This window comes from Streptomyces sp. NPDC033131, assembly GCF_055578365.1.
The window spans coordinates 197011-210827 of the sequence record NZ_JBVIPA010000011.1 but is presented as its reverse complement, the minus strand read 5'-3'; the positions used below and the strand labels follow the sequence as shown (position 1 = coordinate 210827).

The window sequence follows — 13817 nt, the reverse complement described above, 5'->3', positions numbered from 1 at the left end:
CACAAGCGGTTGCCGTGAACATCCCGGAGAGTAGCCGGTTGTTCGAACTCACATCCAGGTCTCGCCACAACTGTGGCCAATTTCAGCCGTCAACAGCCGCGGAATGCCACGATAGTTGACACGACTTGCGTCGGGGCAGCAGGATCAGCACCGCCGCGAGAAGGCCGCATAGGCAAGAGGGGTGACCTCCCGATGGCATATCAGGCAGGTGGGCAGCGGTCGGTACCGCGACCCGTCCCCGAGAGTCTCGAGGCGCAGGCGTATCTCCAGGACTACGCCACCCTTCTCGAGGCCGTCTCCTTTCCGTCCGTCGTCGTCGACCACCGCTGGGACGTCGTCCTGGCCAACACCGCTTTCGCGTCACTTTTCGGCGGCGTGGGTCCCCATCCGACGGCGATGCCGGACGACAACTTCCTGAGATTCGTCCTCTTCCACCCGGACGCGAGCGAGGTCCTCGGCGAGCACGAGTCGCGCTGGTGCCTGCCGATGCTGGCGCACTTCGCCGCCGCCGTGGAGCGCCACGGCCACGACCACGGACTCCAGTCGATCCGCCGGGACATCGCCCAGGACCCGATCATGGAGGCCGCCTACCGGCAGGGCCTGCCGCACTGGATCCGGGCGGTCGGCGAGCAGGCCGTCGCGCACGACGGCGCGGTCCGCCCGCTGAAGCACCCCGACCCGCGCTGGGGCGCCACCGAGTGCCGGGTCGTCGACGAGACGCCGAGGACCCTGGCGGGCATGGGCTACAGCCGGCTGACGCTGGTCCTGCGCCCCGCCCGCCGCGCGGCGTCCCCGGCACGGCGGACGGTGCGTGCGCGCCGCACGGCGAGCCACCTCAGCGTGGTGGCCGTCCCCGAGGTCTGACAGGCACCGTCGGCGTTCAGGTCGCCGACGGTGCCTCGTCAACGCGCGTGTCCTTCGCGTCGATCCGTGTCTCTTCCGCGGGTTGGCGCATTGGATCGGCCGCATTCCCCGACACGGCGGTATGTGACATAGTACTGCTGTGAGCAAGCCACTGACCTGCGATGTCGTGGTCGTCGGAGCCGGAATGGTCGGCGCCGCCTGCGCTTTGTACGCGGCCCGGGCCGGGCTCGACGTCACCGTCGTCGACCGCGGACCGGTGGCCGGCGGCACGACCGGCGGCGGGGAGGGCAACCTTCTGGTCTCCGACAAGGAACCGGGCCCGGAGCTGGATCTCGCGCTGCTGTCCGGCCGCCTGTGGAGCGAACTCGCCGCGGAATTCGGACGGCTCGTCGAATACGAGGCCAAGGGCGGTGTCGTCGTGGCCTCGTCCCCCGGTGGACTCGCCGCCCTGGAGCGGTTCGCCGAAGGGCAGCGTGCCGCCGGAGTCGTCGCCGAACCGGTGGGAGGCGACGCGTTGTACGACCTGGAACCCCACCTCGCCCCGGGCCTGCCGGGTGCCGTGCACTACCCCCAGGACTGCCAGGTGATGCCCGCGCTGGCCGCCGCCCACCTGCTCCGCGCGTCGGGGGCGCGCCTGTTCACCGGCCGGACCGTGACCGGCGTGCCGCGCACCCCCGACGGAGCCGTGCGCGGAGTCCGCACCGACCGGGGCGACATCCACGCCCCGGCGGTCGTCAACGCGGCCGGCACCTGGGGCTCCGACCTGGCCGCCCTCGCGGGAACGTCCCTGCCCGTCCTCCCGCGCCGCGGCTTCGTCCTGGTCACCGAACCGCTCCCGCGCATGGTCCGCCACAAGGTGTACGCCGCCGACTACGTGGCCGACGTGGCCAGCGACTCGGCGGCCCTGCAGACCTCGCCGGTCGTCGAGGGCACGGCGGCCGGGCCGATCCTGATCGGCGCGAGCCGGGAACGGGTCGGGTTCGACTGTTCGTTCTCGCTGCCGGTCGCAAGGGCCCTGGCGGCGGGCGCGACCCGGCTGTTCCCGTTCCTCTCGGACGTCCGCGCCCTGCGCGCCTACCTGGGCTTCCGCCCCTACCTGCCCGACCACCTGCCCGCCATCGGCCCAGACCCCCGCGTCCCCGGCCTGCACCACGCCTGCGGCCACGAGGGCGCGGGCATCGGCCTCGCCACCGGCACCGGGCACCTGATCGCTCAGGCGCTGACCGCGAAGACGCCCGATGTGGACCTGACGCCGTTCCGGCCCGACCGCTTCACCGAGGAGGCCGCGTGACCTCTCCCCGCGACCTGGCAGGGGCCCGCCCCGGCCCCGCCTTCACGGTCACCCTGGACGGCCGCGAGATCGAGGCACTGCCCGGGCAGACGGTCGCCGCCGCGCTGTGGGCGGCCGGGGTCACCTCCTGGCGCACCACCCGCGGCGCGGGCCGCCCGCGCGGGGTCTTCTGCGGGATCGGCATCTGCTTCGACTGCCTGGTGACGGTCAACGGCCGCCCGAACCGGCGCGCTTGCCTGATGCCCTTGAACCCGGGCGACGCCATCCGTACGCAGAAGGAGACGGGCCACGATGACTGACCGGCCGCATCTTGCCGTGATCGGCGCGGGGCCGGCCGGTCTCGCCGCCACCGTCGCGGCGGCGGCTCAAGGGGTACGCGTCACGCTGCTCGACTCGGCCGCGGAGGCGGGCGGGCAGTTCTACCGCAGGCCCGCCGCCGGACTGCGCGCCCGCCGCCCGCAGGCCCTGCACCACCAGTGGCGCACCTGGGAGCGACTGCGGAACGCCTTGCGCACCCACGAGGAGACCGGCGCCGTACGGCACTTGCCCGACCATCACGTCTGGCTGGTGGAACGACGTGACCACGGCTTCACCGTCCACGCCCTGTTCGGCCCCGGCCAGGAGGAACCGGTCGAGGTGCGCGCCGACGCCGTTCTCCTCGCCACCGGCGGCTACGAGAAGGTGCTCCCGTTCCCCGGCTGGACCCTCCCCGGCGTCATCACCGCGGGCGGTGCCCAGGCCATGCTCAAGGGCACCCTCGCGGTGTCCGGCGCTGCCGCCGTCGTCGCCGGGACCGGGCCACTGCTCCTGCCCGTGGCGACCGGTCTCGCCGCGGCCGGGGTGGAGGTGGCCGCGCTGGTCGAGTCCGCCGACCCCAAGGCGTTCCTGCGGCGGGCCCGCGCACTGGCCGCCCAGCCGGGCAAGGTCGCCGAAGGCGCCCGGTACGCGACCCGGTTGCTGCGCCATCGGGTGCGGCTCCTGGCGAGGCATGCCGTCGTCGAGGCGCACGGCACCGAGCGGCTGGAGGCGGTGACCGTCGCAGCGCTCGACGGGCAAGGGCGTGTGCGGCCCGGTTCCGGGCGGCGCATCCCCTGCGACACCCTCGCCGTCGGCCACGGCATGCTGCCGCACACCGACCTCGCCGACACCCTGGGCTGTCGCCTGGACGGGCTGAACGTCCACGTCGACGACGAACAGCGCACCGGCGTCCCCGGCGTGTGGGCGGCGGGCGAGACCACCGGCATCGGTGGCGTGGCCCTGTCCCTCGCCGAGGGACACATCGCGGGCCGCTCCGCCGCGGCCCGCCTGCACGGCACCGCACCCGACCCGCGCGAGGGGGCGGCGGCCGTGCGGGCCCGCACCCGACTGCGGGCCTTCTCCGCCGCGTTGGACGGGGTGTACGCGCCGCCCGCGCACTGGACCGAGCAGGTCACCGACGACACCGTCGTCTGCCGCTGCGAGGAGGTCACCGGCGGCGCGGTCCGCGAGGCCGTGGCGGAACTCGGCGCCGGCGACCTGCGCACCGTGAAGCTGCTGACGCGCGCCGGGATGGGCTGGTGCCAGGGCCGGGTGTGCGGACCCGCGGTCGCGCGACTCGCCGGGTGCGAACTCAGGCCGTCCCGGGGGCCGTTCGCCCGCCCGGTGCCGCTCGGGGTGCTGGCGCGCGCCGGAGAGTCCGAGGAGGACTGAGCCCACCCCGGCCCGCTGTTCCAGACCCGGACCCCTCAGTAAAATGTCACATCCTATTCCAGATGGGACCCCCGATGACCACCACCGAGACCCGCCCCTGGCGCGGCGTCCTCGTCGCCACCGCCCTCCCGATGGACGACGACCTCCGCGTCGACCACGGCAGATACGCCGAGCACTGCGCCTGGCTGGTCGAGAACGGCTGCGACGGCGTCGTACCGAACGGCTCCCTCGGCGAGTACCAGGTCCTCACCCCCGAGGAGCGGTCCAGGGTCGTCGAGACGGCCGTGGCCGCCATCGGCGGCGCGCGCGTGATGCCCGGCGTCGCCGCCTACGGATCCGCCGAGGCCCGCCGCTGGGCCGAGCAGGCGCGCGACGCGGGCTGCGCCGCCGTCATGCTCCTGCCGCCCAACGCCTACCGCGCCGACGAGCGCTCCGTCCTCGCCCACTACGCCGAGGTCGCCGAGGCGGGCGTACCGGTCGTCGCCTACAACAACCCCATCGACACCAAGGTCGACCTGGTGCCCGAACTGCTCGCCACGCTGCACGGCGAGGGGTACATCCACGCCGTCAAGGAGTTCTCCGGCGATGTGCGCCGCGCCTACCAGCTCGCCGAACTCGCCCCGGAACTCGACCTGCTGATCGGGGCCGACGACGTCCTGCTGGAGCTCGCCGTCGCCGGCGCCAAGGGCTGGGTGGCCGGCTACCCGAACGCACTGCCCGCCGCGAGCGTCGCGCTGTACCGCGCGGCCGTCGGCGGCGACCTGGGCACGGCCCGGAAGCTGTACGAGCAGCTGCACCCACTGCTGCGCTGGGACTCCAAGGTCGAGTTCGTACAGGCCATCAAGCTGTCCATGGACATCGTCGGCCGCCACGGCGGCCCGGTGCGCCCGCCGCGCGTCCCGCTGCTGCCCGAGCAGGAGGCCGCGGTCCGCGCCGCCACCGGGAAGGCGGTCGCGGCGGGACTCGCGTAACGGTCCTCATCGGTTTGTCACGTCCACCAGGAGCGTCATGCGCAGCAAACTCGTCCTGCACGCCGTCGACTCGCACACCGAGGGCATGCCCACCCGGGTGATCACCGGTGGCATCGGCACGATCCCCGGCGCGACCATGAACGAGCGGCGCCTGTACTTCCGTGAGCACCGCGACGACATCAGGCAGGTCCTGATGAACGAGCCGCGCGGCCACGCGGCGATGAGCGGCGCCATCCTGCAGCCGCCCACCCGCCCCGACTGCGACTGGGGTGTCGTCTACATCGAGGTCTCGGGCTATCTGCCCATGTGCGGACACGGCACGATCGGCGTGGCGACGGTGCTCGTGGAGACCGGGATGGTCGAGGTCGTCGAGCCGGTCACCACGATCCGGCTCGACACCCCGGCGGGCGTGGTCGTCGCCGAGGTGGCGGTGGAGGACGGCGCCGCCACGGCCGTCACCCTCAGGAACGTCCCGTCCTTCGCCGTCGGGCTCGACCGCGAGATCACGCTCGCCGACGGGCGCACGGTGACCTACGACATGGCGTACGGCGGCAACTTCTACGCCATCCTGCCGCTGGAGCGGTTCCACCTGCCCTTCGACCGTGCCCGCAAGGACGACATCCTCAAGGCCGGCCTGTCCCTCATAGACGCGATCAATGCCGAGGCGGAGCCCGTCCACCCCGAGGATCCGTCCATCCGCGGCTGCCACCACGTCCACCTGTACGCGCCCGGCGCGACCGCCCGCCACTCACGGCACGCGATGGCGATCCACCCCGGCTGGTTCGACCGCTCACCCTGCGGGACCGGAACCAGCGCGCGCATGGCACAACTGCACGCGCGCGGCGAACTGCCCCTGCACACCGAGTTCGTGAACGAGTCCTTCATCGGGACACAGTTCACGGGCCGTCTCCTCGGCACCACGGAAGTCGCCGGGCTCCCCGCCGTCCTGCCCAGCTTCACCGGCCGCGCCTGGATCACCGGCACCGCCCAGTACCTGCTCGACCCGGCCGACCCCTTCCCGGCGGGGTTCGTCCTCTAGACGTCTTGAGGATCTGGAGACCTGGTATCTGGAGATCTGGAGGTCCGGACGTCGACGACAATGACCGGTATCGCGTGACATTGCACAGCTAGGAGACACCCCTTGGCCGCCGCCCAGCGCACCAGCGCCCCGTCCGCCGCTCCCGCCCTGCCGGTGCTGGGCGGCAAGAAGAGCAGCTACCGCGAGCGGGTCGCGGACGCCCTGCGGGCCGCGCTGATCGCCGGTGAGCTGCGCCCGGGAGACGTGTACTCGGCGCCCACGCTCGCCGCCCGTTTCGGCGTCTCCGCGACGCCGGTGCGCGAGGCGATGCTGGACCTGGCCAAGGAGGGCCTGGTCGACACCGTCCCCAACAAGGGCTTCCGGGTCACGGCCGTCTCCGAGCAACAGCTCGACGAGTACACCCACATCCGCGCGCTCATCGAGATCCCCACCGTGGTGGAGCTGGCCCGCACCGCCGACCCCGTCCTGCTGGAGGCGCTGCGCCCGGCCGCCCGGGAGATCGTCCACGCCGCCGCGGCCGGTGACCTGATCGCCTACGTCGAGGCCGATACGCGTTTCCACCTCGGGCTGCTCGCTCTCGCGGGCAACGCGCACCTCGTCGAGGTGGTCGGCGACCTGCGCAAGCGCTCGCGCCTGTACGGCCTCACCGCGCTGCTGGAGAAGGGCCGCCTGCTGGGCTCGGCCGAGGAGCACCTCGAACTCCTCGACGCCCTGCTGGCCCGTGACGAGGACGCGGTACGCGACGTCATGGCCCGTCATCTCGGCCATGTCCGCAACCTGTGGGCGGCCCGCGGCTGAGGAGACGCGCCGCGGCTGCGAGGACCGGGCCCTGGCCCCTCACAGCCGGTTCAGTGAGGTGGTGCCGTGTCCGCCTTGGCGGCACCCGCGCCGCGCTTCGCCGCCTGGATCTGCTCGTACACATGGGTCCGCAACTCGGCGAATCGCGGGGCGACCCGGGTGTGCAACTGGTCCCGCTCGTCCGGCAGGTCGACCTTCAGCTGCTCCTGCACCACGGTGGGGGAGGCGGACAGGACGACCACCCGCTGGCCCAGGTACACGGCCTCGTCGATGTCGTGGGTGACGAACAGGATCGTGATGCCGCGCTGCCGCCACAGACCCCGGACAAGGTCCTCCAGGTCGGCGCGGGTCTGCGCGTCGACCGCCGCGAACGGCTCGTCCATCAGCAGTACCCGGGGTTCGTACGCCAGGGCGCGGGCGATCGCGACCCGCTGCTGCATGCCGCCGGACAGCTGCCAGGGGTAGGCGTCGGCGGCGTCCGCGAGCCCGACCGACTCCAGCGCGTCCGCGACCAGCTCCCGCCGCCTCGCCTTGGTCAAGTCCTTCTGTTTCAACGGAAGTTCGACGTTCTGGGCGACCCGCATCCAGGGGAACAGGCTGCGTCCGTACTCCTGGAAGACGAGCGCCATCCCGGGCGGCGGGCCGTTGACCTTCCGTCCCTCCAGAAGGACTTCACCGCTCGTCGGCGTCAGCAGTCCGCCCATGCACTTCAGCAGCGTCGTCTTGCCGCAGCCCGACGGTCCGACGAGACAGACGAGCTCGCCGGCTTCGACGGTGAAGGTGAGGTCGCGCACCGCCTCCACCCGGCGGCCGGACTGCTCGTAGACCTTCTGCAGGCCGGATACGGCGAGAAGCGAGTGCATGGACCGCCCTTTCACGAGGCTCATGAGGACCGCCGGGCCGAGACGCGCAGGCCGTGATACCAGGCCAGGACCCGCCGCTCGACCAGCTGGAAGACGACGGAGAGCAGGAAGCCGAGCAGGCCGAGGACGAGGATCCCGGTCCACATGCCGGGGATCGCGAAGCTGCGCTGGAACTGGACGACGGTGAATCCGAGGCCGTTGCTGGCAGCGAACATCTCGCTGATGACCATCAGGATGATGCCGATGGACAGTGCCTGGCGCAGGCCGGCGAAGATCTGCGGGCCGGCCGAGGGCAGCACCAGGTTCGTCAGGCGCGAGGGTCCCTTGATGCCGTACGAGCGTGCCGTCTCGGCCATCACCGGGTCGACCGCGCGGACGCCCTCGACGGTGTTGAGGAGGATCGGCCACACGCAGCCGCTGGCGATCACCGTGACCTTCATCGTGTCGTCGATGCCCGCGAACAGCATGATGACCGGAACGAGGACCGGAGGCGGCACCGCCCGCAGGAACTCCAGGACCGGTTCGCACACCGCGCGGACGCGCCGGTAGGAGCCGATGACCGTGCCGAGCGCGACCCCCACGACGGTCGCGAGCGCGTAGCCGCCCGTCAGCCGCAGCACGCTGGGCAGGACGTCGTCCCGGAAACGATCGCCGGTCCACACCTCCGGGAAGGTCTGCATGATCGTGCGCAGGGGCGGCCAGAACACGTCCGTGCTGTTGTCGGACGCGAGCCACCAGAGGGCGACGAGCAGCGCGGGCAGGGCGAGCACGAAGAACAGCCGCAGCAGGACGCTCCTCACACCGCCACCTCCCCGCGCACCGACTGGTGCCAGGCCAGGGCCCGTCGCTCGACCGTCCGGGCGCCCACGTTGATGAACAGCCCCAGCAGACCGGTGACCACGATCAGCGCGTACATCTCCGGCACCGCCTGCGAGGTCTGCGCGACCGCGATCCGCGCGCCCAGCCCCGGTGCTCCGATGACGAGTTCGGCGGTGATGGTGAGGATCAGGGCGACGGCCGCCGCCAGCCGGAGCCCGGTCATCACGTACGGCAGCGCGGTCGGCCACAGCACGTGCCGGATCCGCGCCCAGGTGCCGAGGCCGTACGACCGTGCCGTCTCCTCGGCGACCGGGTCGACGTCCTGGACGCCGTAGAGGGTCTGGATGAGGATCTGCCAGAAGGAGGCGTACACGACGAGCAGGAGCACCGAGCGCAGTTCGGTGCCGTACAGCAGCACCGCCAGGGGGATCAGCGCGACCGAGGGGATCGGGCGCAGGAACTCGATCGTCGAGGCGGTCGCCTCGCGCAGGTACGGGACCACGGAGATCACCACACCGGCGACGATTCCCGCGCAGGCCGCGATCGCGAGGCCCAGCGCCCAGCCGGTGAGGGTGTCGCCGAGCGCCGACCAGAAGGCGCTGTCGGCGAGTTCGTCCGCGAAGGCGCCGGCGATGCGGCTGGTCGGCGGGAAGTAGGCCTCCTTGACGAGGCCGAGCCGCGGCACCGCCTCGCCGAGGGCGAGGAAGGCCGCGAGCCCGGCGGCGCCGAGGACCGCGTTCTCCCCCTTCACGGCAGGAGCGCGTCCAGGTCGGGGGTCTTCTTGAAGAGCCCGTCCTGCTCACCGAGCTTCGCCAGTGCCTCGATGGAGGCGCGGTTCGCCTCGGCCGGCCACTTCGGCAGGGTGGCCTGTGCCAGCACCGGCGCCGGGATCTTGGTGTACGTCGTGACGACCTCGCGGACCTCGTCCGGGTGGGTGTCGGCGTACGCGAGGGACTCGGCGGTGGCCTCCTGGAAATTCTTCACCACGTCCGGGTTCTTCTGGAGGTACTGCGCCGACGTGAAGTACATGGCGACGGTCAGGTCCGGCGCCACGTCGATCAGCGGCGAGTCGATCTCCACCCCGCCCTGGCTCTTGACGGTGGCGAGCGCCGGCTCGACCACGCTCGCGGCGTCGATCTGCCCCTTGTCGAGGGCGGCGGGCATCTGGTCGAAGGCCAATTCGACGAAGTTCACCTTGTCGGGGTCGCCGCCCGCCTTGCGCACCGACTCGCGCACCGCGGTCTCGTTGATGTTCTTGAGGGTGTTGATGGCGACCTTCTTGCCCTCCAGCTCCTTGGGCGACTTGATGGCGCTGCCCTTCTTCACCACGAGGCCGTTGAAGTCCTTGCCCTGCACGCCCGTCGAGGCGATGCCGTTGACGACGGCCTTGACGGGGACGCTGTTGGACTGGGCGATCATCAGCGAGGTGACGTTGGAGAACCCGAACTGGTACTGACCCGACGCCACGGCCGGCACGATCGCCGCACCGCCCTGAGCGGCCGTCAACTCCAGCTTCAGACCGCGCTTTTCGTAGAAGCCCTTCTTCTGGCCGAGGTAGAGGGGCGCGACATCCACGATCGGGATGAGCCCGACCTTGACCGTGGTGGTGCCGCCGGGCGAGGCGCTCGCGTCCGACGAACCACCCTCGGACGAGCCGCAGGCCGTCCCGGCGAGCAGGAAGGTGCCGGCGGTGAGACCGGCGAACAGGCGACGCATGGCTCCTCCTGTGCAGACAGCGGTGCAGCGGTGTTCCGACAGGTTGTGCGCAGACCGCACAGTAGTGCGCAGGCCTGCCCAGCGGGAAGGTGGAACTCGCAACCGTTCAGGGTCAATTGGGCCGGCTGACCACGTTGCCGACAGTGCTGGAGGCCCCACGATGTCCGGACCGGTTCGCGCAGCGCACTTCGTCAGGTCCTTCGAGCACGGGCTCGCCGTCATCCGCGCCTTCGACGCCGAACATCCGGTGCGCACGCTCAGCGAGGTCGCCCGTACCTGCGACCTGACGCGCGCGGCCGCCCGCCGGCTGCTGCTGACCCTCGTCGACCTCGGCTACGTCCGCCAGGACGGCCGGACGTTCCGGCTCACCGCGCGCGTGCTGGAGCTCGGCTACTCCTACCTGTCGAGCTTCTCCCTGCCGCAGATCGCCGAACCGCATCTGGAGCAACTGGTCGAACGCACCAGGGAGTCGTCATCCCTGTGCGTGCTCGACGGCGACGACGTGGTGTACGTGGCCCGGGTGCCGGCCCGCCGCATCATGACCGCGGCCATCACCGTCGGCACCCGCTTCCCGGCCCACGCCACCTCCGTGGGCCGGGTGATCCTCGCCCATCTGCCGGACGAGGAGCTTCAGGCGCGGCTCGCCCGCACCGACCTGCGTCCGCTGACCGCCCGCACCATCGTGTCGGTCAGGGCGCTGCGGGCCGAGCTCGACCGGGTACGCCGGCAGGGATACGCCCTCGTCGACCAGGAACTGGAGGAGGGGCTGCGCTCGATCGCCGCCCCGGTGCGGGACCGGGGCGGCGAGGTGGTGGCGGCGGTGAACATCCCCGTGCACGTGAGCCGCAACTCCCTCGCGTCGGTGCGCCGGGACCTGCTGCCGCCCCTGCTGGCGGCGGTCGCCGGGATCGAGACCGACCTCGGGCTGTCTACAGGTCGAGGACGAGCCGCTTCCCCCGGCACCGGGACACACAGATGAGCATGGTCTCCCCGGACTCCCGCTCCTCGTCGGTGAGCACCGAGTCCCGGTGGTCCGGCGTGCCGTCCAGGACATCGGTCTCGCAGGTGCCGCAGGTGCCCTCGGTGCAGGAGAACAGCACCTCGACGCCGGCGGCGCGCACGGTGTCGAGTACCGAGACGTCCTTCGAGACGGTGAGCGTACGGCCGCTCTGCGCCAGTTCGACCTCGAACTCGGTGTTCTCGCCGGTCTCCTGCTCCTTGGGCTGGAACCGCTCGACATGGAGCACCCCGGCCGGGCACCGGGCCTCCACCGCGTCGAGAAGCGCCCCGGGACCGCAGCAGTAGACGAGCGTGCCCTCGGGGACGTCGTCGAGCACCGAGGCCAGGTCCAGCAGGCCCGTCTCGTCCTGGGGCGCGATCGTGACGCGGTCCCCGTAGCGGCCCAACTCCTCGGCGAACGCCATGGATTCACGGCTGCGCCCGCCGTACAGCAGCGTCCACTCGGCGCCCGCAGCCTCCGCCGCGGCCAGCATCGGCAGGATCGGCGTGATGCCGATGCCGCCCGCGACGAAGCGGTAGCGGGGCGCGGGCCGCAGGGCGAAGTGGTTGCGCGGACCGCGCACCCGCACCTTGTCGCCCTGCCCCAACTGCCCGTGCACATGGGCGGATCCGCCGCGCCCGTCCGGCTCGCGCAGGACGGCGATCCGCCAGGCGTCCCGGTCGGCCGGGTCGCCGCACAGCGAGTACTGGCGTTCCAGGTCCGGCCCGAGCACGACGTCGATGTGCGCGCCGGGCTCCCAGACCGGCAGCGGTTCTCCCAGCGGGTGGCGCAGGGTCACGGCGAGTACGCCGTCGGCCGCGAACTCCAGCCCGTCGACGACGAGTTCGGCTTCGTACAGGGTCATGAGCTGTTTCCTCGCGGCTCGTGTCCTTGTGGGTGGGCGAGCATCCACTCCCACATCTCGATCGGGTCCTGCGAGGTGTGCTCGCGGCCGCAGTGACAGGTGCCGTGCAGGATGTCCGTGCCGGGGAGCCAGTCGATGCGGTAGACCTCGCCGGTGGGGCTGGTCACTGGACCTTCTCCATCGGCTTCGCGCCCTCCTCGACCAGGCGGGCGAGGATACGGCGGGCGGCGAGGCCGCCGGTGTCGATGTTGATGCTCAGCTCCTGGTAGCCGGTGCGCTCGCTGCCGAGCGTCTCCTGGAGGAGGTTGAGCGCGTCGACGTCCTGCATGACGACCGTGTGGTTGTTGCCCCGCAGGAACTCCGTGACCTCGTCGTCCTGCGTGGCCCAGTCGCGCGAGACCATCCAGAAGTCGTACACCTTGCCGTCGGCGGACGGCGTGATGGCGTACGTGATCTCGGTGTGGAAGCCGTTCGGGTCGCTGCCGTCCGGCTCGGGCGCCACACCGACCGGCGCGATCCGGCTGTGCAGCAGGTACAGACAGGGCGCGTGGTACTCGATGTCCTGCCAGCGCGTGATCCGGCCCTCGATGCCGGTGGACCTGGCGTAGAACGGTGGGCACTCCGCGTCGTCCATGTGCCGGCTCACCCGTACGATCCCGGCGCCCTCGTCGACCTCGGTGGTGATCGGCGTCTCGGCGACCTCGGGGGTGCCGATGTAGCCGCCGTGCAGATACGTCTCGTGGGACAGGTCGAGGAGGTTGTCGACCAGCAGGCCGTAGTCGGCGTCGATCGGTTCCATGCCGCGTACGGTCACCCAGCCGGGGGAGTCGAGGTGGCGGGCCCGCGGGATGGTCTGCGGGTCGGCGAGCGCCGGGTCGCCGATCCACACCCACACCAGGGAGTCCTGCTCGACGACCGGGTAGGAGGCCACGCGGGCGGTGCGCGGGACGCGCTTCTGACCGGGCACGTACACGCAGGCGCCCGTCTTGTCGTACGTGAAGCCGTGGTAGCCGCAGACGATGCGGTCGCCGTCGAGTCCGCTCTTGGAGAGCGGGTACCGGCGGTGCACACACCGGTCGTGCAGCGCGACGGGCGTCCCCTCCTGCTCGGTGCGGTAGAAGACGAGCGGCTCACCGAGAATCGTCCGGCCGAGCAACTCCTCGCGCCCTACCTCGTGGCTGTAGGCGGCGACGTACCACTGGTTCCTGGCGAAGGCGGTGGTGTGAGGCATGGAAGCGGCTCCGTCTCTCTGGTGATGGCGACATCATCCGGAAGAGCGTCACGGCACGGCAATGCCTCTTCCGTCCCACGGAAGAGGAGGGAGCAACTGCCTGCGCAGGAGCATTTTCTCTGGGGCGATCCGGTCACCGTCCCCGGCGAGGTGTCAGGCGCCCGTCTCGTCGGCATGACCGCCAAGGCCCTTCACGTGCCCGGCCGGGAGTTCTCGTCCGGCACCTCCGACACATGGGCGCTGACAATGCGCCAGCCTACGGGGAAACGCGTCCACGACTGCGTCTGGCGGCCGACGGCGTTACCCCCGGGATAGGCGAACAGCGTGGTGACCACCGCGTAGTCGGTCCCGAACGTGCTGATTCTGGTGTCGAAGAGTTTTCTGCCCGGGGGAAACGGCGGTTGTTGCCGTCGCCAGTCACGGATCTCCTCGATCCCGGCCTGCCGATCGGCGATACCGAAGCGGACCGTGTCGGGTGAGGTCCAGAAGTACCCGGTGATGCTTTCGTGGTCGTCGGTGACCAGGGCTTCCTCGTAGCCGGCGAAGGCCGCCGTCACTTCGGCGACCGTCTGTGGCAGGTCCACATTCATCCGCTCTCCGTTCGTCATGGGTCCGTTCCGTCCTCGCGCGGCCGTGCAGCCAGGTGGTCACCCGGCCGCACGGAAGTCGCC

General features: G+C 71.4%; 16 protein-coding genes. 8 read left to right on the top strand and 8 right to left on the bottom strand.

The genetic code is table 11. From position 1 onward, the window contains the following. Positions 1–192 precede the first annotated feature (192 nt). The 7 genes from ACZ5XS_RS17140 (at position 193) to ACZ5XS_RS17110 (ending at position 6652) form a co-directional block, all read left to right on the top strand. A complete protein-coding gene (locus ACZ5XS_RS17140; RefSeq protein ID WP_468652021.1) occupies positions 193–864 on the top strand; it encodes an MmyB family transcriptional regulator in 672 nt (223 codons plus the stop codon). 139 nt (positions 865–1003) lie between these two features. After that, a complete protein-coding gene (locus tag ACZ5XS_RS17135) occupies positions 1004–2155 on the top strand; it encodes an NAD(P)/FAD-dependent oxidoreductase (protein WP_468652019.1) in 1152 nt (383 codons plus the stop codon). After that, a complete protein-coding gene (locus ACZ5XS_RS17130) occupies positions 2152–2454 on the top strand; it encodes a (2Fe-2S)-binding protein (protein WP_468652017.1) in 303 nt (100 codons plus the stop codon). The genes ACZ5XS_RS17135 and ACZ5XS_RS17130 overlap by 4 nt, the downstream gene beginning before the upstream one ends. After that, the gene (locus ACZ5XS_RS17125) at positions 2447–3844 is read left to right on the top strand and encodes an FAD-dependent oxidoreductase (RefSeq protein ID WP_468652016.1); all 1398 of its coding nucleotides are present in this window, start codon (positions 2447–2449) and stop codon (positions 3842–3844) included. The genes ACZ5XS_RS17130 and ACZ5XS_RS17125 overlap by 8 nt, the downstream gene beginning before the upstream one ends. Before the next feature lie 74 nt (positions 3845–3918). Beyond that, positions 3919–4815: a dihydrodipicolinate synthase family protein gene (locus ACZ5XS_RS17120; protein WP_468652014.1), complete on the top strand. Its 897-nt coding sequence runs from the start codon at positions 3919–3921 to the stop codon at positions 4813–4815. Positions 4816–4852: 37 nt separating this feature from the next. Then, entirely contained in the window at positions 4853–5854 is a 1002-nt protein-coding gene (locus tag ACZ5XS_RS17115; protein WP_468652012.1) for a proline racemase family protein, read from the top strand. A gap of 102 nt (positions 5855–5956) precedes the next feature. Beyond that, a complete protein-coding gene (locus tag ACZ5XS_RS17110; protein ID WP_468652011.1) occupies positions 5957–6652 on the top strand; it encodes a GntR family transcriptional regulator in 696 nt (231 codons plus the stop codon). 50 nt (positions 6653–6702) lie between these two features. Here the strand turns inward: ACZ5XS_RS17110 and ACZ5XS_RS17105 are convergent, their stop codons facing one another. Genes ACZ5XS_RS17105 through ACZ5XS_RS17090 form a run of 4 tightly spaced genes read right to left on the bottom strand, consistent with a single transcriptional unit; the run spans position 6703 to position 10050 of the window. Then, entirely contained in the window at positions 6703–7515 is an 813-nt protein-coding gene (locus ACZ5XS_RS17105; protein ID WP_468652009.1) for an ABC transporter ATP-binding protein, read from the bottom strand. A gap of 20 nt (positions 7516–7535) precedes the next feature. Continuing rightward, positions 7536–8315 (bottom strand): ABC transporter permease, encoded by a 780-nt coding sequence (locus tag ACZ5XS_RS17100; protein ID WP_468652007.1) that lies wholly within the window; start codon positions 8313–8315, stop codon positions 7536–7538. Beyond that, positions 8312–9085, bottom strand: coding sequence for an ABC transporter permease (locus ACZ5XS_RS17095; protein ID WP_468652005.1), 774 nt, complete (start codon positions 9083–9085; stop codon positions 8312–8314). The genes ACZ5XS_RS17100 and ACZ5XS_RS17095 overlap by 4 nt, the downstream gene beginning before the upstream one ends. Beyond that, a complete protein-coding gene (locus ACZ5XS_RS17090; RefSeq protein ID WP_468652003.1) occupies positions 9082–10050 on the bottom strand; it encodes an ABC transporter substrate-binding protein in 969 nt (322 codons plus the stop codon). The genes ACZ5XS_RS17095 and ACZ5XS_RS17090 overlap by 4 nt, the downstream gene beginning before the upstream one ends. 160 nt (positions 10051–10210) lie before the next feature. Here ACZ5XS_RS17090 and ACZ5XS_RS17085 point away from each other — a divergent pair, with 160 nt between their 5' ends. Beyond that, positions 10211–11029: an IclR family transcriptional regulator domain-containing protein gene (locus ACZ5XS_RS17085; RefSeq protein WP_468652001.1), complete on the top strand. Its 819-nt coding sequence runs from the start codon at positions 10211–10213 to the stop codon at positions 11027–11029. On the opposite strand, the gene ACZ5XS_RS17080 is transcribed toward ACZ5XS_RS17085, so the two are convergent. The 4 genes from ACZ5XS_RS17080 to ACZ5XS_RS17065 all read right to left on the bottom strand — a co-directional run bounded on the left by ACZ5XS_RS17080 (position 10980) and on the right by ACZ5XS_RS17065 (position 13754). Beyond that, positions 10980–11915: a PDR/VanB family oxidoreductase gene (locus ACZ5XS_RS17080; RefSeq protein ID WP_468651999.1), complete on the bottom strand. Its 936-nt coding sequence runs from the start codon at positions 11913–11915 to the stop codon at positions 10980–10982. The two genes, ACZ5XS_RS17085 and ACZ5XS_RS17080, sit on opposite strands and share 50 nt — an antisense overlap. Beyond that, positions 11912–12082 (bottom strand): hypothetical protein, encoded by a 171-nt coding sequence (locus ACZ5XS_RS17075; protein ID WP_468651997.1) that lies wholly within the window; start codon positions 12080–12082, stop codon positions 11912–11914. Before ACZ5XS_RS17075 ends, ACZ5XS_RS17080 begins: the two co-directional genes overlap by 4 nt. After that, the gene (locus ACZ5XS_RS17070; RefSeq protein WP_468651995.1) at positions 12079–13146 is read right to left on the bottom strand and encodes an aromatic ring-hydroxylating dioxygenase subunit alpha; all 1068 of its coding nucleotides are present in this window, start codon (positions 13144–13146) and stop codon (positions 12079–12081) included. The genes ACZ5XS_RS17075 and ACZ5XS_RS17070 overlap by 4 nt, the downstream gene beginning before the upstream one ends. Positions 13147–13337: 191 nt before the next feature. Beyond that, on the bottom strand, positions 13338–13754 hold the full coding sequence (locus ACZ5XS_RS17065; protein ID WP_468651993.1) for an AtzH-like domain-containing protein: 417 nt from the start codon (positions 13752–13754) through the stop codon (positions 13338–13340). Between the last annotated feature and the right edge of the window lie 63 nt (positions 13755–13817).

Excerpts from the sequence above, each read along its gene's own strand:
- ACZ5XS_RS17140 (WP_468652021.1), top strand. The coding sequence starts at position 193 with ATGGCATATCAGGCAGGTGGGCAGCGGTCGGTACCGCGACCCGTCCCC.
- ACZ5XS_RS17080 (WP_468651999.1), bottom strand. The coding sequence starts at position 11,915 with ATGACCCTGTACGAAGCCGAACTCGTCGTCGACGGGCTGGAGTTCGCG.
- ACZ5XS_RS17070 (WP_468651995.1), bottom strand. The coding sequence starts at position 13,146 with ATGCCTCACACCACCGCCTTCGCCAGGAACCAGTGGTACGTCGCCGCC.
- ACZ5XS_RS17125 (WP_468652016.1), top strand. The coding sequence starts at position 2,447 with ATGACTGACCGGCCGCATCTTGCCGTGATCGGCGCGGGGCCGGCCGGT.
- ACZ5XS_RS17090 (WP_468652003.1), bottom strand. The coding sequence starts at position 10,050 with ATGCGTCGCCTGTTCGCCGGTCTCACCGCCGGCACCTTCCTGCTCGCC.
- ACZ5XS_RS17085 (WP_468652001.1), top strand. The coding sequence starts at position 10,211 with ATGTCCGGACCGGTTCGCGCAGCGCACTTCGTCAGGTCCTTCGAGCAC.
- ACZ5XS_RS17105 (WP_468652009.1), bottom strand. The coding sequence starts at position 7,515 with ATGCACTCGCTTCTCGCCGTATCCGGCCTGCAGAAGGTCTACGAGCAG.
- ACZ5XS_RS17120 (WP_468652014.1), top strand. The coding sequence starts at position 3,919 with ATGACCACCACCGAGACCCGCCCCTGGCGCGGCGTCCTCGTCGCCACC.
- ACZ5XS_RS17115 (WP_468652012.1), top strand. The coding sequence starts at position 4,853 with ATGCGCAGCAAACTCGTCCTGCACGCCGTCGACTCGCACACCGAGGGC.
- ACZ5XS_RS17065 (WP_468651993.1), bottom strand. The coding sequence starts at position 13,754 with ATGACGAACGGAGAGCGGATGAATGTGGACCTGCCACAGACGGTCGCC.